Origin of the sequence: Roseovarius indicus (assembly GCF_008728195.1) — a bacterium.
Lineage (GTDB): Bacteria > Pseudomonadota > Alphaproteobacteria > Rhodobacterales > Rhodobacteraceae > Roseovarius > Roseovarius indicus.
In genome coordinates this window covers 4,745,510-4,766,602 of record NZ_CP031598.1, presented here as the reverse complement: position 1 = coordinate 4,766,602, position 21,093 = coordinate 4,745,510, and the positions used below count along the sequence as shown (strand labels likewise).

The following is a 21,093-nucleotide window of genomic DNA, read 5'->3' as shown; positions in this document are numbered from 1 at the left end:
CTTGCCGGTTGGTTCGGGACGGAGAAGTTTTCGTAGGGTAAAGCCGGGACCACGCTAACGTGAGTCTATCAACCCGTGGTTGCGGGGGCCGGTGTTGCGGGGGCGTACCGGCGCCCCTTGGGCCGGGCGGGTTGTCGGATATCGGGTTCAGGGAGGGAATGGACCATGATCGGATGGGTTCGGGGTTTCGGTAAAGGCGGTGGTATGGGGTTTACGGCGCTGGCGGTGCTGGCGCTGGGCGTGTCGGGCGGGCCGGCGGATGCGCTGGAATGCCTGTTGGACACGAACAACAACAACCTGGCTGACACGGGCGTCGACACGACGGGGTTGGCCAATGACAGCGGCCTGGTCACGGCGACGGCCTGTGGCCCGCGGGCGTTCACCGGGGCTTCGGAGGCGGTGGCGGTCGGCAACCGGTCGGAGGCGCGCGGTTTGGGCTCTGTGGCCGTCGGGGGCGATCCCGATGGCAATACGATCGGGGCCCAGGCCCTGAGCGATTATGCCGTGGCGGTCGGCAGCGAAGCGCAGGCGGCCGCGGGGCAGACCGTTGCCGTCGGCTTCGAGGCAGAGGCCGTGGCCACAGGCGCGGTGGCCATGGGCAGCGACGTGGACGGCAACGGCCTTGGCGCGCGGGCCGGCGGGGCGCGGTCGGTGGCGATTGGTGCGGACAGCCTGACATCGGGGCCGGGCGCGGTGGCCGTGGGCGCGGAGGCCTTTGCCACGAGCAATGACGCCGTGGCCATCGGCAACAACGTGGAAGCGAACGGGGTGGCGTCGGTCGCCATCGGCGGGGATCCCAACGGTAACGGGTTTGGCACGCGGGCTGCTGCCGATTATGCCGTGGCGATCGGCGGCGACGCGGCGGCCAATTCGCCCCGGTCCGTCGCGGTGGGCGGCGTTGCCAATGCCGGCGCGGCCGGGGCCATCGCGATTGGCGGCACTGCCCCGGGCAGCGGCATCGGCGCGCTGGCCATCGGCGAGGATTCGGTGGCGGTCGGGTCGAGCGCCTCGGCCTCGGCGACGGACTCGGTGGCGATCGGGCGGCAGGCGGTGGCGGGTCATGCCAACTCTGTCGCCCTCGGTGCCGATGCCGCGACCACGCGGGACAACCAGGTGATGTTCGGGACGGCGGCGCATACCTATACCGCGCCCGGGATCACCTCGGCCGCCAGTGCCGCGGCACAGACGGGCCCGGTGCAGGTGGTGACGAGCGACGCGGCGGGCAACCTTGCCACCGACGGGGGCGCGTTGTTCTCGGCCGCCGCGGCGTTACCGGGTCTGCGGCGGGACGTGGACCGGAACCGCGAGGGCGTGGCGATGGCGATGGCGCTCGACGTGCCTTACGTGCCGCCGTCGGAGACCTTTGCGCTGGGCGGGGGCTTGGGCTTCTTCGACGGGTCGTCGGCCTTTGCACTGTCGGGCGCTTTCAGGATCAGCCCGAGCGCGCAGTTCGATGCCGGGCTGGCCTACGGGTTCGACAGGGACACCGTGGGCGGGCGGCTTGGCATGACGTTCAGCTGGTGACGGAGATGCGCCGGAGAGCGCGGGCGCCGTGGTTGGTGGCGCTGGTGGCGTTCCTGCTGGCGCAGGTGGCGGTGGCGCAGGAGGAGGCGCCGTCGCCGCCGGGCCGGGCAGAGACGGCCAGGTTGGTGTGGTCGACGCTGATCGCGGTGGACCATGCGAACCGGACGGGCAATTACGCGGTGCTTCGGGATCTGGGCGCGCCGGATTTCCGGAGTGCGAATGACCCGGCGAAGCTGGCCGTGGTCTTTGCCTCGATCCGGGCAAGGGATCTGGGGCTCGCAAGGGTGGTGCTGTCGAACCCGGTGTATTCGGAGGAGCCAGGGCTGACGGAGACCGGGCTCTACGAGGTGAAAGGCCGTTTTCCGGGGCGGCCGGAGGGGATCTCTTTCGAGCTGTATTTTCAATATGCCGAAGGGGCGTGGAAGATTTATGCGCTGGCGATTGCGGCGTTGGAAGATGAGGCGGACCCGGGCGCCGAGACCGGACAGGAGTAGGGAGCGCGGCGCTTGGATCTGGGCGATGAGTGACCGGACCCGAGGCGGCCCTGGCGATGGCGGTGAGCCTGTGTCGGGGCGGTCTGGATCGATGCCATGGGTGCGAGGGACGACACCGCGGCAAGCGGGGCCCGCCGGACCGGATCGCCATCGGGCATGACGCGTATGTCTCCGAGATGGACCTGGCAAAGGGGCCGCGGCCCCAGCCGCCATGGGCCTGACCGTCGATCCCGGGGTGAATTCGGGCGAGGCCCAGCGCCTTGTCCCGGTCGTCTTCCGCATCGACCAGCTGAGGGGAGGTGCCCGGAATTTTCGAAAATTCCGGGATAGAAAATGCGCATTTTCTATTCCGTTTTCCGCGCGGAAAACGGACCCCGGTCGGGGCCTGGTCAGGCCCCGACCATCTGCTGGATTACGTCTTCTGGAGGATCGGCGAGGCGAGCTGACGGGCGCGGGCGGCGCCATTGGCGAGGATGTGGTCGATTTCGGTGACGTCTTCCATCGCGCGGGACATCCCGGTCGACGGTGAGGTCTGCGAGCGCCGGCTTGAACTTGGAGAACGGTTTGCCGCCGTGATTGGCAAGTTGAAGGATGACGTGGCTGTCGGAGCCGTCCGGCGGCTGTCAGGCCGTGCCTGACCGGCAACCGGTTTCATGGCCAGCAAGGGGCGTGGGTGACGGTCAGGATTTTCATGCCGGGTCGGGTGGGGCGGATCCGGAATTTTCGAAAATTCCGGGATAGAAAATGCGCATTTTCTATCCCGTTTTCTGTGCGGAAAACGGACCCCGGTCGGGGCCCTTCAGGCCCCGACCATCCCGATGATCTGGTAGGTCTTCTGCAGGATCGGCGCGGCGATCTGGCGGGCGCGGGCGGCGCCGTCGGCGAGGATGCGGTCGATCTCGGAGACGTCTTCCATCAGGCGCGACATCTCGGTCGAGATGGGCGCGAGGCGGTCGACGGCGAGGTCGGCCAGCGCCGGCTTGAACTCGGAGAAGGGTTTGCCGCCGTGATCGGCGAGCACCTGGTCGATGCTCATGTCGGCCAGCGCCGCGTAGATGTTGACGAGGTTGCGGGCCTCGGGCCGGTCGTCGAGCGGGCCTTTCTCGGAGGGCAGCGGCTCGGGGTCGGTCTTGGCCTTGCGGATCTTCCTGGCGATGGTGTCGGCATCGTCGGTGAGGTTGATGCGGGACATGTCGGAGGGGTCGGATTTCGACATTTTCTTCGACCCGTCGCGCAGGCTCATCACCCGGGTGGCCGCGCCTTCGATGACCGGCTTGGTGACGGGGAAGAACTCGGTCGCGTAGTCGTGGTTGAACTTGCGGGCGATTTCCTGGGTCAGCTCGAGGTGCTGTTTCTGGTCTTCGCCCACCGGCACGTGGGTGGCGTGGTAGACGAGGATGTCGGCCGCCATCAGCGCCGGGTAGCCGAAGAGGCCGAGTGAGGCGTTCTCGGCGTTCTTGCCGGCCTTGTCCTTGAACTGGGTCATCCGCTTCATCCAGCCCATGCGGGCGACGCAGTTGAAGACCCAGGCCATCTGGGTGTGCTCGGGCACCTGGCTCTGGTTGAAGAGGATCGACTTCGTCGGGTCGATGCCCGACGCGATGAAGCCCGCCGCCAGCTCGCGGGTGGCGTGGCGCAGGTCTTCGGGCTCCTGCCAGACGGTGATGGCGTGGAGGTCGACCATGCAGAAGATCGAGCTGATCCCTTCCTCCTGGCTGTCCACGAAGCGCTTGAGGGCGCCGAGGTAGTTGCCAAGATGCAGGTTGCCGGTGGGCTGGATGCCCGAGAATACGCGCGGTGTGTGGAGCACCTCGGTCGTGGGCTCGGTCATGGGATGGCTCCGTCTGGAATTCCGTGTCCGCCTCGCTTACTTCTGGGCGCGCATCGCGTCAAGGAGAGCAGACATGCGCCACACCGACCCCCAGAGCCCCGTGAACCCCTTGCCGCCCATGGTGATGCTGCTGGTGCTGATCATGGCGCTGGTTGAGGCGGCGTTTTCGCTTGGGTCGCGGGGGATCATCGGCGGGGCGCAGGCCGTGGGCTGGCGGGCGCAGGCGATCCAGGATTTCGGGTTTTCGAACCGGGCTTTCGCGTGGATGCTGGAGAACGGGATCGTTCGGCCCGACTATGCGCTGGGGGTCGTCACGTACCCCTTCGTGCATGGCAGTTTCACCCATATGCTGTTTGCCGCCGTGATGGTGCTGGCGCTGGGCAAGTTCGTGGGCGAGCGGATCAGCCAGTGGTCGGTGCTGGTGCTGTTCCTGCTGTCCTCGGCGCTGGGGGCGGTGGTGTTCGGGCTGGTGATGCCCGACGGGCCGGGGCTGATCGGGGCCTTCCCGGGGGTGTACGGGCTGATTGGCGGGTTCACCTGTCTGCTGTGGTTGCAGCTGGGGCAGGTGGGGGCGCAGCAATGGCGGGCCTTCACGCTGATCGGTATCCTGCTGGGGTTGCAGCTTGTCTTCGGCGTGCTGTTCGGGGGCGGGCCGATGTGGATTGCCGAGGTGGCGGGGTTCGTGGTGGGCTTCTTCCTGACCTTCCTGCTGGTGCCCGGCGGGTTGCGGCGGCTGCGCGAGAAGCTCAGGCATTCGTGAGGCTCAGCGGCGCATGGCCTCCTTGAACTCCGACAGGCGGAAGGCGCCGAGGAGCTGGCCCGAGAGGGCATAGGCCACGGTGCCGGCGGCGAGCAGGGCCAGCAGCGCCAGCCAGCGCCAGCCGCCCAGCCCGAAAAGCGGGGTGAGCAGGGCCGAGACCGCCCAGAGCACGACCCCCATCAGCACCGAGGCGGCGATGATGCGCCAGATGCGGCGGCGGAAGCGGTCGTCGAACCGGGCGACCTTGCCGAAGGCGCGGCCGCCGCGGGCGAGTTGCCAGACCATGACCCAGGCCGCCGCCGTGGTGGCGATGGCGGCCGCGAGCCAGCCGATGGCGAAGGAGAGGCCGACCGCGAGGACGGCGTTCACCACCATGGCGACGAGGGCGAAGCGGAAGGGGCTCTTGGTGTCTTCGCGGGCGAAGAAGACCGGTTGCAGGATTTTCTGCAGGACGAAGGCGGGCAGGCCGAGGCCGTAGATGGCGACGGCCAGCGCCGTGGCGGCGGTGTCGTCGGGGCCGAAGGCGCCGCGTTCGAAGAGCACCGAGACGAGCGGCAGGGGGATGATCATCAGCGCGATGGCACAGGGGATGGTGAGTGCGAGAGACAGCTCGCCCGCGCGGGAAAGCGCATTGCGGGCGCCGGTGTCGTCGCCCGCCTTGAGGCGGCGGGAGAGGTCGGGGAGCAGCACGATACCCACCGCGATGCCGACCACGCCGAGGGGGAGTTGGTAGAGCCGGTCGGCGGAGTAGAGCCAGCTGACGGCCTTTTCGTAGTTCGAGGCGACGAGCTGGCCCACCAGCAGGTTGATCTGAACGACGCCGCCCGCGAGCGCGGCGGGCACCGCGACGCTGACGAGGTGCTTCATCTCGGGCGTCCAGCGGGGCCGCACGGGCCGGACGCGGATGCCCGCCCGGTCGGCCGCGGCCCAGACGAGGGCAAGCTGGGCGATGCCGGCGAAGGGAATGGTCCAGATCAGGGCCTGGGCCACCGGCCCGCCCATGATCCAGGCCACGGTCATGGCCGTGACCAGCAGCACGTTCAGCACGACCGGCGCCGCCGCCGCCGCCGCGAAGCGGCCGGTGGCGTTGAGCACGCCCGACAGGAGGGCGGCCAGCGAGATGAAGAAGATGTAGGGGAAGACGATGCGGCCATACTCGACCGTGACGTCGAAGCGGGCGTCGCCGTAGAAGCCCTCGGCCGTGGCGTAGACCAGCACCGGCATGAAGATCATCGACAGGGCCGTAAGGGTCAGCAGCACGAGGCTGAGGCCGGAGAGGGCGAGGCTGGCGAAGGCTTCGGGATTCTCGTCGGCCTCGAGCCGCTTGGAGAACATCGGCACGAAGGCCGCGTTGAAGGCCCCTTCTGCGAAGAAACGGCGGAACATGTTGGGCAGGCGGAAGGCCGCGACATAGGCATCCATCAGGATGCCGGGCCCGAGGAAGCCCGCGATCAGCACGTCGCGGACGAAGCCGAGGATGCGGCTCATGAGGGTCCAGCCGCCGACCGTGAGAATGCCGGAGAGAAGGCGGATGGGTTTCATGTGCTGCTTGCCTCTGGGGTTGGGCGTGGTTTCGGACGAGGAGTAGCGGATTGCCCGGGACGGGGGAAGAGCCGGCGAGGGGCCGTGGCGTCCGGGTGCCGGAGGGGAGATCGGGCGTCAATGTGTCGGCTGGTGACGCAATGGGGGCCGTGCGGCCTTTACTGTGGCGATTCTGGAAACAGTTAGGGGATTTTTAACTATAGTTAACAAGTGGTTAATGGCTAACATGACCCGCATATTTTGCCGGGGGGCTTTGTCATGCTTGCATTTTTCGGAATACTTTCCTTCGCCTGTGTCGGGCTTATCGTGTCGGAGTTCTGGGGCGACGATGACGACCCGGCGCCGGCCCAGGGCCCGGAGGATGGGCCGGGAGAGGTTAACGGCGACTTTCTCGACCGTATCACGGGCGGGGAGGACGAGCCGGACCCGGATGAAGACCCCGACTCGGACCCTGACGAGGGTCCCGATACGGACCCTGATGAGGACCCCGATACGGACCCCGATACGGATGGCGACCCCGATACGGAACCGGATCCCGATACCGATCCTAATACGGACCCTGACCCTGATACGGATCCCGACACGGACCCGGAGCCCGGTCCGGAGGATCCGACGGATGGGTATAACGTGATCGAGGCCGTGGGGCCGGCGACGGTGTCGGGCACGCAGGGCCCCGACTGGATGACCGCGCCGGGCGATACGCCCATGCGCGGGCTGGGCGGGGATGACGTGATGATCAGCCAGGGCTCGGCGCAGACCGATGGCGGGGCTGGCGACGACCTGATGATCTCGGAGGCCGGGGGCGACCTGTTCGGCGGCGACGGCAACGACACGATCGAGGCGCTGGATGGCGGCGAGCACCGGGGCGGCGACGGCGACGACATGATGACCGCCGCGGATGCCACCATAAGGGGCGGGCTGGGCGATGACACGCTGGAGGGCACGAACAGCCGGCTGACGGGTGATGCCGGGAATGACACGCTTTTCGGCACTGACGGGTCGTCTGTGGCCGGCGGGGCCGGCAATGACGAGATCTTCGTCGATGGCGGTTCGGAAGGGGCCGGCGGTGCGGGCGACGACCGGGTGATTGGGCGGGCCGACACGGTGCGGATGCCGGGCGAGCCGGCGCCGGAACGGACCTATGTCGAGGGCAATACCGGCAGCGATTTCGTGCAGGGCAACACCGGCGTCGACATTGTCGGCGGGCAGGATGACAGCGTGTTGCAGGCGGTGATCGGGCAGGAGGATTACTATGGCGTGACCAACAGCCCCGACGGGAGCCAGCCGGCCGATCTCGGCGCCGCGCGGATGATCGGCTATGGCGGGGCGGACCAGTTCGAGGTGAAGGTCGACGACCTGGGCGACCGGTCGGGGGATATCTGGGACGACGAGACGCTGGATATCGTGTCGGTCTTTGCCGACGATCCGCATGTGATCATCAACGATTACACGCCGGGCGAGGATACGCTTCTGGTGGATTCGGAAGAGGAGCCGGAGGGGTTCGACATCACCAGCGACGGGGATGGCGGCACGCTGGTGGTGCTGGATTACGGCACGGCGCTGAACAACCGCGGCGAGAGCGAGGAGATTACCGTGACGATCCAGTTGCGGGGTGTGGACCCGGCGGATGTGGACGAGGGCGATATCGTCTTTGGCAGCAGCACGGAATGAGCCGTTTTTTTGCGGCTTTTGCGACGTCGGTATAACGTCGGTATTTTGTCGGTATTACGTCGGTGCGGGAGTGCCGCCGGGGCCGTGGCGCCGGTCGGGAACGGTTTCTTAAGACCTGTCGGCGATGCTGCGGCCCGGAACCGGATCGGAGAGGGGCATGGCGGATATCGAAGGCGCGGCGGCGACTGTCTTTGTCGTGGGCGCGGGCGGCGACAGGATCATCCATGGCATGTCGGAGCGTGACGTGATCGCGGTGGATTGCGCCGGGATCAAAGATTTCGCGGCGTTGCGGCGATGCCTGTCCGAGGACGGGCGGTGGGGCACGCGGATCGCCTTGCCGGATGGGTCCGTCACGCGGATCGCGGGGCTGGATTACCGCACGCTCGGGGCCGAGCGGTTTCGGTTCGGGATGGCGCCGGTGTGTTTCCTGCGCGGCACGCTGATCGAGACGGCGACGGGGGCGCGGCGGATCGAGACGCTGACACCCGGCGACATGATCCGGACGTTCGACCGGGGCTGGCAGCCGTTACGGCATGTCAGCCGGTCGACCCATGATTTCGGGCCGGGGCCGCAGGCGATGAAGCCGGTGCGGCTGAAACCGCATGCGCTGGCGCGCGGGGTGCCGGAGCGGGAGCTGCTGGTGTCGCCGGGGCACCGCATCGGCCTGCCGGCGACGGCGCCAAGGGTGCTTTTGGCGGCACGGAAGCTGCGGCACCTGGCGGGCGTTTCGGATCGGGCGAACTGTCGGTTGGCCCGGTATTTTAACCTGCTGATGGAGCGGCATGAGCTTGTCAGGGCGAACGGGGCCTGGGCGGAGACGCTGCTGGTGACCGACGCGACGATCCGGGCCGCGGGCCTTCCGGAGGCGTTGCAGGGGCTGGCACGGCAGATGGTGCGGCCGCTGGCGGCAAACGCGGCGGAGGCGGCGCGGGGCGTGGAGGCATGATGGGGGGCGTGCTGCGGCTCGCGGGCGCGGGTTGCCGGAATTTTGCAAAATTCCGGCCTGGAAAATTGGAATTTTCCAGGCCGTTTTCTTTGAAGAAAACGGGGTTGGCAGGCATTGGTGGGTTGGCACCCACCTTACGTGGTGCGGTTTTGGCTGCGCCTTATTCGGGCCGGTCGAGGAAGTCCTGTTCGGACCAGACCTTTGACAGGGTATCGCGGCGGAAGTCGATATGGACGATGCGGCGGGTGCGGTTCTGGTCGTCGACGCGGCGGAAGTGGAAATCGCGGTCGGTGAAATGGCCGTCCTGCATGATCCAGCGGACCATGGAGGCGGTGAGGCCCTTGTAGGGGGCCATGATGTCGGTGATCCAGAGGCGGTCGCCGCTTGTCCAGTCTTCGGGGCGGAGGTCTTCGCCGGTGATGAGGCGGCGTTCGGCGTCGCGGTCGAGCCAGCCCCAAGTGTAGAGGCCGCGGGCGACGCCGTCGAAGCGGAAGAGGCGGAACTGGCCGAGCAGCAGCGGCGGTTCGAGATAGGTGCGCAGCTGTGCCACCGGCATCCGCGCGTGGCGGGGGCTGCGGAAGGCGAGGAACATCATGTCGCCATAGGCGCGCAGGCGCTCGGGCGACGGGGCCTCGATATCGGGGAGGGTGTGGCCGCGTGCGTCGGTGAGGGCGTTCATGACGGGACCTTTCTGGCGGGGACGCTGTCTTGCAGGAGGGCGCTTTCCCACGGGCGCAGGACCATGCGGGCGGTTTCGGGGGCGCCGATGCCGTCGACGAGCTCGGGGAAGAGCTTGAAGAGCTCGGCGCGGGTTTCGTCGCCCAGTTCGCGCAGGGCGTAGTCGCCGGGGTGGAAGCTTTCGGTGGGCAGGCCCTCGGTCAGCATGATCTCGTGGCGGTCGAAGAGGACGTGGAAATAATCGACGCCGTCGGGCGCGGGCGCGGTGCGGATGGTGAGATCGTTGAGAAGGCCCTTGGCGGGCACGAGCACCTGGCGCGCGCCGAAGAAGAGTTCGGCGCGCCAGTCGTCGACGAGGATGCGGTGCTGGGGCGAGACGGTGAGGTCGCGCGCGGGCTGGCCGGGGCCGAAGGTGTCGGCCGCGATGCGGATCGGGCGGAGCGAGGGATCGGCGCTGAGTTCGCGGGGGGAGACGTGGCGGCAGCCGATCCAGCGGACGGGCCGGGCCGGGCCGTCGAGGGTGCGGACGCTGTCGCCGATTTGCAGGTCTTCGACCGGGACGGGGCCGGTTTCGGTGTCGATCAGGGTGCCGCGGGCGACGCAGATCGTCACGTTGATGACGATGCTGTCGGTGTCGGTGCCCGAGCTGTCGCGGCCGCTGACGGAGATGACGATGGTCTGGTCGGAGCCGGAGGCCAGCATCGCGTCGCGGTCGACGTGGAACTCGAACTCGCCGGTCCAGGGGTTGTACTCGAGATCGCCGAATTCGCTGCCGCTCGTGACGTGGAACTCGTAGCCGCGGGAGGCCTCGCTCCAGCCGCTGCCGATGGGCACCTCGTTGAAATCGCCGGAAACGGTTGTGACGTCGGCGCCGGTGAGGCCCACGTCGAATGTCCATGTATCGACCCCGGACGTGCCACTGCCGGTGGCACCCGTGGTTTCGCTGATGTTGTAGCCCACTGCTCTGTCCTGCCTGTGTCAGCTCTGAACGGCTGATTTTTTGGGCACATTAACGCGTCGTAAGGCTTTTGTCGACGTGGTTTGATCACCGCGACGCTGATTGGTCGCAGGCGGGTGGGGGGCGGGGCCGGGTGAACCTGTCGATCGCATCTGGGCAATGCCTTGGTTTCAGGCGATAATCCGGGGCAGGAGCGTTGAGACCATGACGGAGCAGATCCTTCTCATTCTTGGCGGTATCGGCCTGTTCCTGTTCGGGATGAAGGTCATGACCGAGGGGCTGCGCGATGCGGCGGGCGGGCGGCTGCGGCGGTTTCTGTCGCGGTTCACCACGACGCCGTTGCGGGGCACGGTGTCGGGCGCGGCGGCGACCGCGCTGATCCAGTCGTCGAGCGCGACGACGGTGATGACGGTGGGATTCGTGGGCGCGGGCCTTATCAGTTTTCCGCATGCGCTTGGCGTGCTGTACGGGGCGAATATCGGGACCACGGTGACGGGGTGGATGATCACGCTGCTGGGGTTCAAGCTGCACCTGGGCACGATCGCGTTGCCCGGCGTGTTCGTGGCGAGCCTGCTGACATTGCTGGCGCATGGGCACCTGGCGCGGATCGGGCGGATCGTGGCGGGGTTGAGCCTGTTGTTCGTGGGGCTCGACATGATGCAGGAGGCGGCGGGGACGTTCGGCGACCTGCTGACGCCGGAGCGGTTGCCGTCGGGGGGTGCCTGGGCACAGCTGAAGCTGGCGGGGATCGGGCTGGTGATCACGGTGGTGATGCAAAGCTCGAGCGCGGCGATGGCGCTGGCGCTGGTGTTCCTTGGGAGCGGCGCCATCAGCTTCGAGCAGGCGGCGGCGATGGTGATCGGCACGAATATCGGCACCACGGTCACGGCGCTGGCGGCCAGTGTCGGCGGGTCGCGGACGATGCGGCAGACGGCGGTGGCGAACCTGCTTTTCAACCTGGGCACGGCGGCGCTGGCCTTTCCGGTGCTGATTTTCGGGGGCGGGGCGCTGGCCGGGGTCGCGGGGGCGGCAGGGGCGCAGACCGCGCTGGTGCTGTTTCACACGGCGTTCAACCTGGCCGGGACGGTGCTTTTCCTGCCGGTGACGCATCATTTCGCGGGGGTCGTGGAGCGGCTTATTCCGGAGGGGGATGCGGGGCTGACCGCGGGGCTGGACGAGGCGCTGCTGAAGGATGAGGGCGCGGCGATGGATGCGGTGCAGGCCAGTATCCGGCGGGTCGCGGGGGTGAGTTTCGAAGCGCTGGGCCGGGCGCTGGCGGTGCCGAGCGATACAAGGGCGTTGGCGGCGCTGCCGGGCAAGACGGGGCCGGCGCTGGCGGAGATCGAGGCGTTCGCCTCGCGCATCAACATTCCGGAGAAGCGGCCGGAGGCGCAGGAGCGGAACGCGGCGTTGCTGCATCAGCTGGACCATCTCGCGCGGTTGAACAGTCGGCTTGGGGTGCGGTCGATGATTGCGGTGGTGCTGGCCGATCCGGAGCTGTCACGGCCGGCGCGGTACCTGGGCGAATTGCTGAGGCGGGTGGCGGAGGCCGGGCAGGCCGGGCCGCTGGCCGACAGGCTCGATTGGGTGGAGGAGTTGGTGAAGCACCGGTCGAAGCGGCACCGGCGGGCGGTGCTGCTGCACGAGCATGTGGGGCTGATCACGGTGAACGAGATGTTCGACCGGACGGATGCGATGCGCTGGCTGAAGCGGGTGACGCATCACGTGGAGCGGATCACGCATTACGACCGGGCCGCCGGGACGGCGGGCCCGGGGGCGCCCTAGCGGAAGGTCATTCGGTGGCGCGTTCGACGCCCTTGGCGATGGCCTCGCGCAGCTTGCGTTCGAGGACGCGCTGCTTGCTTTCGGTGTAGAATTTCAGGCCGAACATGTCCTTGACGTAGAAGGTGTCGACCACCTGTTCGCCGTAGGTCGCGATGACGGCGGAGTTGATGTAGACATTGCTGGCCGCGAGCGTGCGGGTGAGGTCGTAGAGCAGGCCGGGGCGGTCGCGGGTGTCGACCTCGATGATGGTGTAGATTTCCGAGCCTTCGTTGTCGAAGGTGATGTGGGTCGGGACCTTGAAGGCGCGCTCGCGTTTCTTGATCTTGTCGCGCGACTGCATGGCGTCGCGGGCGACGACCTCTCCCTTGAGGGTCTTGTGGATCATGTTGCGCAGGCACGGCAGGCGTTCGGATTCGTAGGGGTGGCCCTCGGCGTCCTGGATCCAGAACACGGCGGTGGCGAAGCCATCCTTGGAGGTGTAGGTGCGCGCGTCGACCACGTTGGCGCCGACGAGGGCCAGCGCACCGGCGAGGCGCGAGAAGATGCCCGGGTGATCGGCCAGCGCGAAGCAGGCGCGGGTGGCGTCGCGGTCGTCGTCGACGGCGAGGTCGATGGCGATCTCGTCTTCCTTGAGGTCGCGCAGGAGCTTGGCGAAGACCACGTGCGCCGTGACGTGCAGCCCCTGCCAGTAGGGCGGGTAGTGGCGGGCGGTTTCGGTCTTGAGGTCTTTCGGATCCCAGAAGGCCAGCTCGTCGCGCAGGTTGCGCTTGGCATCCGAGCCGCGCTGTTCGCGGTTGAGCTCTTCGAGGCCGCCTTCCATGGCGCGGCGGGTCTGGCGGTAGAGCGCGCGCAGGAGCGAGGCTTTCCAGTTGTTCCAGGTGGTCGGCCCGACGCCGCGAATGTCGCAGACGGTGAGCACGCAGAGCAGGTCGAGCCGTTCCTTGGTTTGCACCGCCTTGGCGAAATCGCGCACGGTGCGGGGGTCGGCGATGTCGCGTTTCTGGGCCATGTCCGACATCAGCAGGTGATAGCGGACCAGCCATTCGACGGTGTCGACTTCCTTGGGCTTGAGCCCGAGGCGGGGGCCGACCTTGCGGGCGATTTGGGCGCCGAGGATCGAGTGATCCTCGTCGCGGCCCTTGCCGATGTCATGGAGGAGGAGGGCCACGTAGAGGACGCGGCGGTTGACCCCTTCGGCGAGGATGGAGGAGGCGACCGGGAGGGCCTCTTTCAGCTCGTGCCGCTCGATCTTGTCGAGCTGGGAGATGCACTGGATGATATGCTCGTCGACCGTGTAGCTGTGATACATGTTGAACTGCATCAGCGCGCGGATCGGTTCGAATTCCGGCAGGTAGGCCGAGAGCACGCCCAGCTCGTTCATGCGGCGGAGCGCCCGTTCGGGGTTGCCGTGTTTCAGGAGCAGGTCGAGGAAGAGCTTGCGCGCCTTGGGGTCGTTGCGGAAGCTTTCGTCGATCAGTTTCAGGTTGGCCGTGACGAGGCGCATGGCGTCGGGGTGGATGAGCAGGCCGGTGCGCAGCCCCTCCTCGAAGAGCCGCAGGAGGTTGATGCGGTCGGAGAGGAATTCCTGTTCGTCGACGATGGCGAGGCGGCCGTGCACTTCGGTGTAGTTGTGCTTGAGCTTGCGCTTGCGCTTGAAGAGGCGTTGCAGGAGCGGCCGGGATTTGACGTGGGCCGCTTCGAGCTTGGTCAGGAAGATGCGGGTCAGCTCGCCCACCGCGGTGGCGTGGCGGAAGTAATCCTGCATGAAATGCTCGACCCCGCGGCGGCCGGGGCTGTCGACATAGCCCATGCGGGCCGCGACATCGACCTGCAGGTCGAAGGTGAGCTGTTCGGTGGCGCGCCCGGTGAGCAGGTGCATGTGACAGCGCACCGCCCAGAGGAAATTGTGGGCCTTGGCGAAGGTGGCGAATTCTTCCTCGGCGAAGAGGCCGAGGGTGACGAGATCGGCGACGTCGTCGACCCGGTGGACATACTTGGCCACCCAGAACAGGCATTGCAGGTCGCGCAGGCCGCCCTTGCCCTCCTTGACGTTGGGCTCGACCATGTAGCGCACGCCCTGCTTCTGGTGGCGGGTGCCGCGTTCCTCGAGCTTGGCCTCGATGAATTCGCGCTCCGTGCCGTTGAAGAGGTCTTCGCGCAGGCGGGTGCGGAGCGTTTCGCCAAGCTCGGCATCGCCGTAGATGAAGCGTTTCTCCAGAAGCGCCGTGCGGATCGTGAAATCCTCGGCGCCGAGGCGCAGGCAATCCTTCACCGTGCGGCTGGAGTGGCCGACCTTCAGGCGCAGGTCCCACAGGATGTAGAGGGTGCTTTCGATGACGCTCTCGGCCCAGGGGGTGATCTTGTAGGGCGTGAGGAACAGCAGGTCGACATCGGAGAAGGGCGCCATCTCGCCCCGGCCGTAGCCGCCGACGGCGAAGACGGCGATGCGCTCGGATTCGGTGGGGGTGGGCAGCGGGTGGAGGTGGCGTGTGGCCACGTCGAGCGCGGCCCGCACGACGCAATCGGTCAGCCAGCTGTAGGAGCGGATTGCCGCTTCGGCGGCGAAGGGGTCGGCGGCGAGACCGGTGGCGATGGTGGCGCGCCCGGCCTCCATCGCCTCCTGCAGCCGGTCGACGACGCATTTGCGCTGGGCGGTCGTGTCGGTGCCGGCCGCGGCGAAGGCGGTGTCGATGCCGGCGGTGACGGCATCCTGGTCGAAGATGCCGTCGGCCGGGCCGATCAGGTCCGCCGGAGGGGGGGCTGCGTCTTTCATTCCGGTCTTTTCAGCGCAGGATCAGAAACCCGCGCCTTCGAAGCCTTGGGGTGCCGGGCTCAGCACCTTGACCTGCTTGTCCTGGATCGTGGCCACGGCGAGACCGCGCTCGTTCGACCCGTTGGGCAGGAAACGGAAGACGCCGTTCACGCCCTGGAAGCCGGCGGGCTGGGTCAGCGCCTCTTTCGACAGGGCGTTGCGGGACCCGCCGGTGACCAGCGCGCCGACGGCGGCGATGCCGTCATAGGCCAGCCCGCTGAGCGCGTGGGGCGGGGCGCCGTAGGCCGACTGGAAGCGGTTCTGGAACTGCGCCGAGCGGCCCGGATCGGGGAGGGCGAACCAGCCGCCCTGAACGCCCGGCAGTTCGAGCGTCTGCGGGGGCGTATCCCAGCGGGCGAGGCCGATATACTGGATGGAGTCCTGGCCCAGCCCGTTCTCGGGCAGCATCTGCGAGAAGAGCGGCAGGGCGCCGGCGGTGTTGGCGGTGAGGAAGATGGCGTTGGCGTCGTTCTGCTGGGCGGTGTTCTTGATCTGCGGGAGGACCGAGATCACGCCCTGTTGCGAGAACTCGTAGCTGACGCTGCCGGCGGGGACGGCGCCGTTGAGGGTGATCGCCTCCTGGATGGCGGCGCGGCCGAGGCGGCCGGCGAGGTTGCTGGCATAGACCGTCATGATGCGGTCACGCCCCTGCGAGGCGGCGTAGCCCACCAGGCGGTTGGCCGTGGTGTTGAAGGTCTGGCCCAGCACGAAGAGGTTGCCCCCGGCGATGGTGGGGTTGTTGGAAAACGCCAGCACGTTGACCCCGCGCCCCGCGACGGCAAGCGCCGCGGCATTGGCGGATTCGGCATGCAGCGGCCCGATGATGATCTTGGCGCCGTCGGCGACGGCCTCGGACGCGACCTGGCCCGCCTTCTCGGCATTGCCGGCGGTGCCGTAGACGCGCAGGTCGATCTGGACACCGTTCAGGTCGGAGACGGCCATGCGGGCGGCGTTCTCGAGGTCTTGTGCGAGTTTCTGTTCATTGGTGTCGGCCGAGCCATAGGGCACGAGCAGGGCCACCGGAACCGGGGCCGAGGGGTTGACCGAGGGGCCGGAGCCGATGAGCGGCCCGGTCTGGCATGCGGCGAGAAGCAGCATGGAGAGAAGGGCGAGGGGCCCGAGGATCAACTTGCGAAGCTTGGTGAAAACGGCGAACATGAACGAGAAGCGCTCCCTTCTGACGGCGGGACAGGGTCCCGTACGGGTTTCGGGCCGATCATAGACGTCATGCGGGAGGGGTCCAGTGGTGATTCCGGTCAACCCGGAGCTGGCTCCGGGGCTTTACCTCATTGCAACGCCGATCGGGGCGGCGCGCGACATCACGTTGCGTGCGCTCGACATTCTCGGCGCGGCCGATGTGCTGGCGGCGGAGGACACGCGCAGCCTGCGCAAGCTGATGGATATTCACGGGATTCCATTGGGGGACCGGCCGTTGGTGAGCTATCACGATCACAACGCGGACCGGGCGCGGCCGAGGATCATGGCGGCGCTGGAGGCGGGAAAATCAGTGGTTTACGCCTCCGAGGCCGGCACGCCGATGGTGTCGGACCCCGGGTATGACCTTGCTCGGGCGGTGGTGGAGGGCGGGCATGGCCTGATTTCCGCGCCGGGCCCCTCGGCGGCGGTGACCGCGCTGACGCTCTCGGGCCTGCCGGCGGACCGGTTCTTCTTTGCGGGATTTCTGCCGCAGGGCGGCTCCAAGCGGAAATCCGCGCTTGGGCAGTATGCCGCGATGCCCGGCACGTTGATCTTCTACGAATCGCCGAAGCGGGTGGCGGCGATGCTGAAGGATGCCGCGGAGGTGCTGGGGGCGGAGCGGCAGGCGGCGATGTGCCGGGAATTGACCAAGAAATTCGAGGAAGTGCGGCGCGGAACGCTGGCGGAGCTGGCCGAGGAGATGGCGGGGCGGACCGTGAAAGGGGAGATCGTCGTGCTGGTGGGGCAAGGGGATTCGGAGAAAATTAGTGAAGTTGATTTAGACAGGGCTCTGACGGATGCGCTGGCGGGGCATTCGGTGCGGGATGCGGCGGATATGGTTGCGGCGGATCTCGGGCTGAAGCGGCGGCCAGTGTATCAGCGTGCTCTCGAGCTGTCGAAGGGCGGCGGGTGATCTGTGCGGCTGTTTGCTCGCCTGGGCGCGTGTGGATTGGTGGCTGGGGCCGGCGTTTATGTGACGTTGGGCGGAATAGGCGCCGTGATGAGGAAGGATCGGCCATGACGAAACATTTTCGGTTTGAGACCGGCGGGGCGGTTCCGGCGGTGCCGGCGTCAAAACGGCGCCGGGGAAAGCGGGCCTACCTTTCGGGTGTCAGTGCCGAGGAGACGGTGGCGCGGGCCTATGACGGGCGGGGCGCCGACCTTCTGGAAACGCGCTGGCGCGGGCAGGCGGGCGAGATCGACCTGATTTTCCTGCAGGATGGCGTCTATGTCTTCTGCGAGGTGAAGCTGGCGCGCAGTTTCGATGCCGCGGCGGAGCGGCTGCGGCCCGACCAGATGCAGCGGATTCATCTTGCCGGGTCCGAATACCTCGGCAATACGCCCGATGGGCAGCTTTCGGAGGTGCGCTTCGACCTTGCCCTGGTCGATGGCCGGGGGCAGGTGGAGATCCGCGACGGTGCGTTCAGCCATTTCTGATTTGCACATTTCTGATTTGCACACTGGCCGGGATTGGCCCATGTAAAAGGCTGCACGTATTTGCCGGGGACAGCCTATGAAAATCGCCTTTCAGATGGATCCGATCGGGCCGATCGATATCAACGGGGACAGCACGTTCCGGCTGGCCGAGGAAGCGCAGGCGCGGGGGCACGAGCTGTTCTACTACACGCCGGACCGGCTGGCCTATAACCAGGGCCGGGTCGAGGCGCGGGGCTGGCCGCTGGAGGTGCGGCGGGAGAAGGGCAATCACTTCACCCTTGGCGAGGAGCAGCTGTTCGACCTGTCGGAGATGGACGTGGTCTGGCTTCGGCAGGACCCGCCGTTCGACATGTTCTACATCACCACCACGCATCTGCTGCAGCGGTTGAGCCCGGGCACGCTGGTGGTGAACGACCCGTTCTGGGTCAGGAACTTTCCCGAGAAGCTGTTGATTCTCGACTTCCCCGAGTTGATGCCGCCCACCGCGATCGCGCGTGACCTGGATACGATCAAGGCCTTCCGGGCCAAGCATGGGGATATCATCCTGAAGCCGCTTTACGGCAATGGCGGCGCGGGCGTGTTCCACCTGCCCGAGAGCGACCGGAACCTGAGCTCGTTGCACGAGATGTTCACCGGGTTCAGCCGCGAGCCGCTGATCGCGCAGAAATACCTGCCGGAGATCAAGAACGGCGACAAGCGGGTGATCCTGGTCGACGGCGAGCCGGTGGGGGCGATCAACCGCATTCCTGGCGAGGGCGAGACGCGGTCGAACATGCATGTGGGCGGCCGGCCCGAGAAGGTGGAGCTGACCGAGCGCGACCGGGAGATCTGCAGCATCATCGGGCCGCGGTTGCGCGAGTGCGGGCAGGTTTTCGTGGGCATCGACGTGATCGGGACCTACCTGACCGAGATCAACGTGACCTCGCCCACGGGCATCCAGGAACTGGAGCGGTTCGACGGGGTGAACGTTGCCGGCCAGATCTGGGAGGCGATCGAGGGCAAGCGGGCGTGAGCGTCGCGCGGCGCATTCTGAACCCCTACCTGCGTCTGACCGAGAAGCGGCACCTGGAGCGGGTGGAAGACCCGGTGGCGCTGCGTCGGAGTTTCGAATTCAAGGCACGGCTGTTTTTCCGGGCGCCGTTCGGCACGCGCTACGAGACAGGCGCGCTGGGCGGGGTGCCGGTGCAATGGGCGACGGCGAAGGGTGTGCGCCGCGAGGCCGGGCCGTTGTTGTTGCATCTGCATGGCGGCGGGTACGTTTTCGGGTCGTCGACGACGCATCGGGCGATGCTGGCGCGGCTGTCGCAGTTGACCGGGCTGCCGGCCTGTTTGCCCGATTACCGGCTGGCACCGGAGCATCCCTTTCCGGCGGCGGTCGAGGATGCCTTGGCGGTGTACCGGGCGGTCGAGGATTGGCCGGGCGGCGTGGTGATCGGCGGCGACAGCGCCGGCGGCGGGCTGGCGCTGGCCGTGGTGGCGGAGGTGTTGCGGGCAGGGGGCAAGGCGCCGCTGGGGGTGTTCGCCATGTCGCCGCTGACCGACCTGACATATTCGGGCGAGAGCGTCGCCGCCAATGCGCGGGCCGACGTGATGCTGCCCGCCAGCCGGGTCGAGGAATCGGCCGAGATGTACCTCGCCGGGGCCGATGCGAAGGACCCGCGCGCCTCGCCGCTATATGCGGATTTCACGGGCGGGCCGCCGGTGTGGATCTGTGCCGGGGATACCGAGATCTTGCTGGATGACACGCGGCGCATGGCGGAGCGGCTGAAGGCGCAGGGGGTGCCGGTGGATCTTCGGATCGAGCATGATCTGCCGCATGTCTGGCCCTATTTTCAAGGACTTATGCCCGAGGCGATGGTGACCCTGCGAGAGATTGCCGGTTGGGTCAGCTCTCTTTCGCCGCGGACAGCCGGAAGCTGACGGCCTCGGCCACGTGGGGCCGGTGGATGGTTTCGGAGCCATCGAGATCGGCGATGGTGCGGGCGACGCGGAGGACGCGGTGATAGCCGCGGGCCGAGAGGCCGAAGCGGTCGGCGACCTTGGTGAGGAGGTCGCGGCCTTCGGTGTCGGGCGTGGCGATTTCGGTGAGCATTTCGCCTTCGGCATCGGCGTTGAGGCGCATGCCGGGGTGGTCGCGGTAGCGGGCGGTCTGGAGGTCGCGGGCGGTTGCGACGCGGGCGGCGACGGTGGCGGAGCTTTCGCCCGAGCTGGGCAGGTCGAGATCGGTGTAGGAGACGGGCGGCACCTCGATCCGGAGGTCGAACCGGTCCATCAGGGGGCCGGAGATGCGGCCCATGTAATCCTCGCCGCAGGCCGGGGCGCGGGCGCAGGCGCGGGAGGCGTCGGGCAGGTAGCCGCATTTGCAGGGGTTGGCGGCGGCAACCAGCATGAAGCGGCAGGGATATTTCACATGGGCATTGGCGCGGGCAACGACGACCTCGCCCGATTCGACGGGCTGGCGCAGGGTTTCGAGGACGGAGCGGGTGAATTCGGGGAACTCGTCCATGAAGAGCACGCCGTTATGGGCGAGGGAAATCTCGCCCGGCGAGGCGCGTCGGCCGCCGCCGACGATGGCCGCCATCGAGGCCGTGTGGTGCGGTTCGCGGAAGGGGCGGGCGCGGTTGATGCCGCCTTCCTCGATCAGCCCGGCGAGGGAGTGGATCATCGAGGTTTCGAGCGCTTCCTGTGCCGTCAACGGCGGAAGGAGGCCCGGCAGGCGGGCGGCGAGCATGGATTTGCCGGAGCCGGGCGTGCCGACCATCATCAGGTGGTGACGCCCGGCGGCGGCGATTTCGAGGGCGCGCTTGGCGCGTTCCTGGCCTTTCACGTCGGTGAGGTCGCGGCCGGAGCTGTCGGGGATGACTTCGCCGGGTTCGGCCGGGGCGAGGGGGGATTGACCGGTGTAGTGGCGGACGACGTCGGCGAGGGTGGCAGCGCCGATGACGCGGGCGGCGTCGACCCAGGCCGCTTCCGGGCCGGAGGCCTTGGGGCAGAGCAGGGTGCGGTCGGCCTCGGCGGCCGAGAGGGCGGCGGGGAGGGCGCCGATCACCGGCAGGAGGGAGCCGTCGAGGGAGAGCTCCCCCAGAGAGCAGGTGCCTTCGACCGCGTCGGTGGGGATGATTTCGAGGGCGGCGAGAAGGGCGAGGGCAATGGGCAGGTCGAAATGACTGCCCTCTTTCGGCATGTCGGCGGGGGAGAGGTTGATGGTGATGCGTTTGGAGGGGAGCGCGATGGCCATGGAGGTGAGGGCCGTGCGCACGCGGTCGCGCGCCTCGGTCACCGCCTTGTCGGGCAGGCCCACGAGGGAGAAGCCGGGAATGCCGGCGGTGACGGCGCATTGCACCTCGACCGTTTTCGCCTCGACCCCCTCGAACGCGACCGTGTAGGCGCGGGCCACCATCGCGCATCCTTTGCGTTGCCAGACTTGGTTAACAGGGTGGGCCGGAATGGTTGAGGAT

17 protein-coding genes are annotated in these 21,093 nt (G+C 67.7%); 10 read left to right on the top strand and 7 right to left on the bottom strand.

Translation table 11 applies throughout. The features are described 5' to 3' along the window. The first annotated feature begins 165 nt into the window (after positions 1–165). Positions 166–1,524, top strand: a complete 1,359-nt coding sequence (locus tag RIdsm_RS22810; protein ID WP_143100391.1) for a YadA-like family protein — start codon at positions 166–168, stop codon at positions 1,522–1,524. 5 nt (positions 1,525–1,529) lie between these two features. Continuing rightward, positions 1,530–2,018, top strand: coding sequence for a hypothetical protein (locus RIdsm_RS22805; RefSeq protein ID WP_143100392.1), 489 nt, complete (start codon positions 1,530–1,532; stop codon positions 2,016–2,018). Between the two features lie 799 nt (positions 2,019–2,817). Here the strand turns inward: RIdsm_RS22805 and trpS are convergent. Continuing rightward, entirely contained in the window at positions 2,818–3,849 is a 1,032-nt protein-coding gene (gene trpS / locus RIdsm_RS22795; RefSeq protein ID WP_057813198.1) for a tryptophan--tRNA ligase, read from the bottom strand. Positions 3,850–3,922: 73 nt separating this feature from the next. Here trpS and RIdsm_RS22790 point away from each other — a divergent pair, with 73 nt between their 5' ends. Next, a complete protein-coding gene (locus RIdsm_RS22790) occupies positions 3,923–4,609 on the top strand; it encodes a rhomboid family intramembrane serine protease (protein WP_057813200.1) in 687 nt (228 codons plus the stop codon). Between the two features lie 3 nt (positions 4,610–4,612). Here the strand turns inward: RIdsm_RS22790 and murJ are convergent, their stop codons facing one another. Beyond that, on the bottom strand, positions 4,613–6,151 hold the full coding sequence (murJ, locus tag RIdsm_RS22785; protein ID WP_057813202.1) for a murein biosynthesis integral membrane protein MurJ: 1,539 nt from the start codon (positions 6,149–6,151) through the stop codon (positions 4,613–4,615). A 258-nt stretch (positions 6,152–6,409) separates the two neighbouring features. Here murJ and RIdsm_RS22780 point away from each other — a divergent pair, with 258 nt between their 5' ends. Both RIdsm_RS22780 and RIdsm_RS30255 read left to right on the top strand, forming a co-directional pair. After that, complete coding sequence (locus RIdsm_RS22780; RefSeq protein WP_057813204.1) at positions 6,410–7,822, top strand: hypothetical protein; 1,413 nt, start codon at positions 6,410–6,412, stop codon at positions 7,820–7,822. 157 nt (positions 7,823–7,979) lie between these two features. Further along, positions 7,980–8,768 carry a Hint domain-containing protein gene (locus RIdsm_RS30255; protein ID WP_057813206.1) on the top strand — a complete coding sequence of 263 codons (789 nt, stop codon included), beginning with the start codon at positions 7,980–7,982 and terminating at the stop codon, positions 8,766–8,768. Between the two features lie 160 nt (positions 8,769–8,928). Here the strand turns inward: RIdsm_RS30255 and RIdsm_RS22770 are convergent, their stop codons facing one another. Together RIdsm_RS22770 and RIdsm_RS22765 are read right to left on the bottom strand one after the other, a co-directional pair. Further along, a complete protein-coding gene (locus tag RIdsm_RS22770) occupies positions 8,929–9,447 on the bottom strand; it encodes a toxin-activating lysine-acyltransferase (protein WP_057813208.1) in 519 nt (172 codons plus the stop codon). Beyond that, complete coding sequence (locus RIdsm_RS22765) at positions 9,444–10,406, bottom strand: Hint domain-containing protein (RefSeq protein WP_057813211.1); 963 nt, start codon at positions 10,404–10,406, stop codon at positions 9,444–9,446. Before RIdsm_RS22765 ends, RIdsm_RS22770 begins: the two co-directional genes overlap by 4 nt. 202 nt (positions 10,407–10,608) lie before the next feature. On the opposite strand from RIdsm_RS22765, the gene RIdsm_RS22760 reads away from it, so the two are divergent. Then, positions 10,609–12,189 (top strand): Na/Pi cotransporter family protein, encoded by a 1,581-nt coding sequence (locus RIdsm_RS22760; protein ID WP_057813213.1) that lies wholly within the window; start codon positions 10,609–10,611, stop codon positions 12,187–12,189. Between the two features lie 7 nt (positions 12,190–12,196). Here the strand turns inward: RIdsm_RS22760 and RIdsm_RS22755 are convergent, their stop codons facing one another. Together RIdsm_RS22755 and RIdsm_RS22750 are read right to left on the bottom strand one after the other, a co-directional pair. Continuing rightward, a complete protein-coding gene (locus RIdsm_RS22755) occupies positions 12,197–14,962 on the bottom strand; it encodes a [protein-PII] uridylyltransferase (RefSeq protein ID WP_057813214.1) in 2,766 nt (921 codons plus the stop codon). 21 nt (positions 14,963–14,983) lie between these two features. Then, positions 14,984–16,159 (bottom strand): penicillin-binding protein activator, encoded by a 1,176-nt coding sequence (locus tag RIdsm_RS22750; RefSeq protein ID WP_057813216.1) that lies wholly within the window; start codon positions 16,157–16,159, stop codon positions 14,984–14,986. Positions 16,160–16,247: 88 nt separating this feature from the next. Between RIdsm_RS22750 and rsmI the strand changes: the two genes are divergently transcribed. The 4 genes from rsmI to RIdsm_RS22730 all read left to right on the top strand — a co-directional run bounded on the left by rsmI (position 16,248) and on the right by RIdsm_RS22730 (position 19,555). Then, positions 16,248–17,111, top strand: a complete 864-nt coding sequence (rsmI, locus tag RIdsm_RS22745; RefSeq protein ID WP_420854133.1) for a 16S rRNA (cytidine(1402)-2'-O)-methyltransferase — start codon at positions 16,248–16,250, stop codon at positions 17,109–17,111. Positions 17,112–17,215: 104 nt separating this feature from the next. After that, positions 17,216–17,635, top strand: coding sequence for a YraN family protein (locus RIdsm_RS22740; protein ID WP_074939974.1), 420 nt, complete (start codon positions 17,216–17,218; stop codon positions 17,633–17,635). A 76-nt stretch (positions 17,636–17,711) separates the two neighbouring features. Further along, positions 17,712–18,647 carry a glutathione synthase gene (gene gshB, locus RIdsm_RS22735; protein WP_057813220.1) on the top strand — a complete coding sequence of 312 codons (936 nt, stop codon included), beginning with the start codon at positions 17,712–17,714 and terminating at the stop codon, positions 18,645–18,647. Next, the gene (locus RIdsm_RS22730; protein WP_057813222.1) at positions 18,644–19,555 is read left to right on the top strand and encodes an alpha/beta hydrolase; all 912 of its coding nucleotides are present in this window, start codon (positions 18,644–18,646) and stop codon (positions 19,553–19,555) included. Before gshB ends, RIdsm_RS22730 begins: the two co-directional genes overlap by 4 nt. Here the strand turns inward: RIdsm_RS22730 and RIdsm_RS22725 are convergent. Beyond that, positions 19,521–21,035 carry a YifB family Mg chelatase-like AAA ATPase gene (locus RIdsm_RS22725; protein WP_057813224.1) on the bottom strand — a complete coding sequence of 505 codons (1,515 nt, stop codon included), beginning with the start codon at positions 21,033–21,035 and terminating at the stop codon, positions 19,521–19,523. The two genes, RIdsm_RS22730 and RIdsm_RS22725, sit on opposite strands and share 35 nt — an antisense overlap. Positions 21,036–21,093 lie beyond the last annotated feature (58 nt).

Bases quoted from the DNA above. Each gene is read 5' to 3' on its own strand.
- RIdsm_RS30255 (WP_057813206.1), top strand. From the start codon at position 7,980: ATGGCGGATATCGAAGGCGCGGCGGCGACTGTCTTTGTCGTGGGCGCG.
- RIdsm_RS22740 (WP_074939974.1), top strand. From the start codon at position 17,216: ATGACGAAACATTTTCGGTTTGAGACCGGCGGGGCGGTTCCGGCGGTG.
- RIdsm_RS22725 (WP_057813224.1), bottom strand. From the start codon at position 21,035: ATGGTGGCCCGCGCCTACACGGTCGCGTTCGAGGGGGTCGAGGCGAAA.
- RIdsm_RS22755 (WP_057813214.1), bottom strand. From the start codon at position 14,962: ATGAAAGACGCAGCCCCCCCTCCGGCGGACCTGATCGGCCCGGCCGAC.
- RIdsm_RS22760 (WP_057813213.1), top strand. From the start codon at position 10,609: ATGACGGAGCAGATCCTTCTCATTCTTGGCGGTATCGGCCTGTTCCTG.
- murJ (WP_057813202.1), bottom strand. From the start codon at position 6,151: ATGAAACCCATCCGCCTTCTCTCCGGCATTCTCACGGTCGGCGGCTGG.
- gshB (WP_057813220.1), top strand. From the start codon at position 17,712: ATGAAAATCGCCTTTCAGATGGATCCGATCGGGCCGATCGATATCAAC.
- RIdsm_RS22790 (WP_057813200.1), top strand. From the start codon at position 3,923: ATGCGCCACACCGACCCCCAGAGCCCCGTGAACCCCTTGCCGCCCATG.
- trpS (WP_057813198.1), bottom strand. From the start codon at position 3,849: ATGACCGAGCCCACGACCGAGGTGCTCCACACACCGCGCGTATTCTCG.
- RIdsm_RS22770 (WP_057813208.1), bottom strand. From the start codon at position 9,447: ATGAACGCCCTCACCGACGCACGCGGCCACACCCTCCCCGATATCGAG.
- RIdsm_RS22750 (WP_057813216.1), bottom strand. From the start codon at position 16,159: ATGTTCGCCGTTTTCACCAAGCTTCGCAAGTTGATCCTCGGGCCCCTC.
- RIdsm_RS22780 (WP_057813204.1), top strand. From the start codon at position 6,410: ATGCTTGCATTTTTCGGAATACTTTCCTTCGCCTGTGTCGGGCTTATC.
- RIdsm_RS22810 (WP_143100391.1), top strand. From the start codon at position 166: ATGATCGGATGGGTTCGGGGTTTCGGTAAAGGCGGTGGTATGGGGTTT.
- RIdsm_RS22805 (WP_143100392.1), top strand. From the start codon at position 1,530: ATGCGCCGGAGAGCGCGGGCGCCGTGGTTGGTGGCGCTGGTGGCGTTC.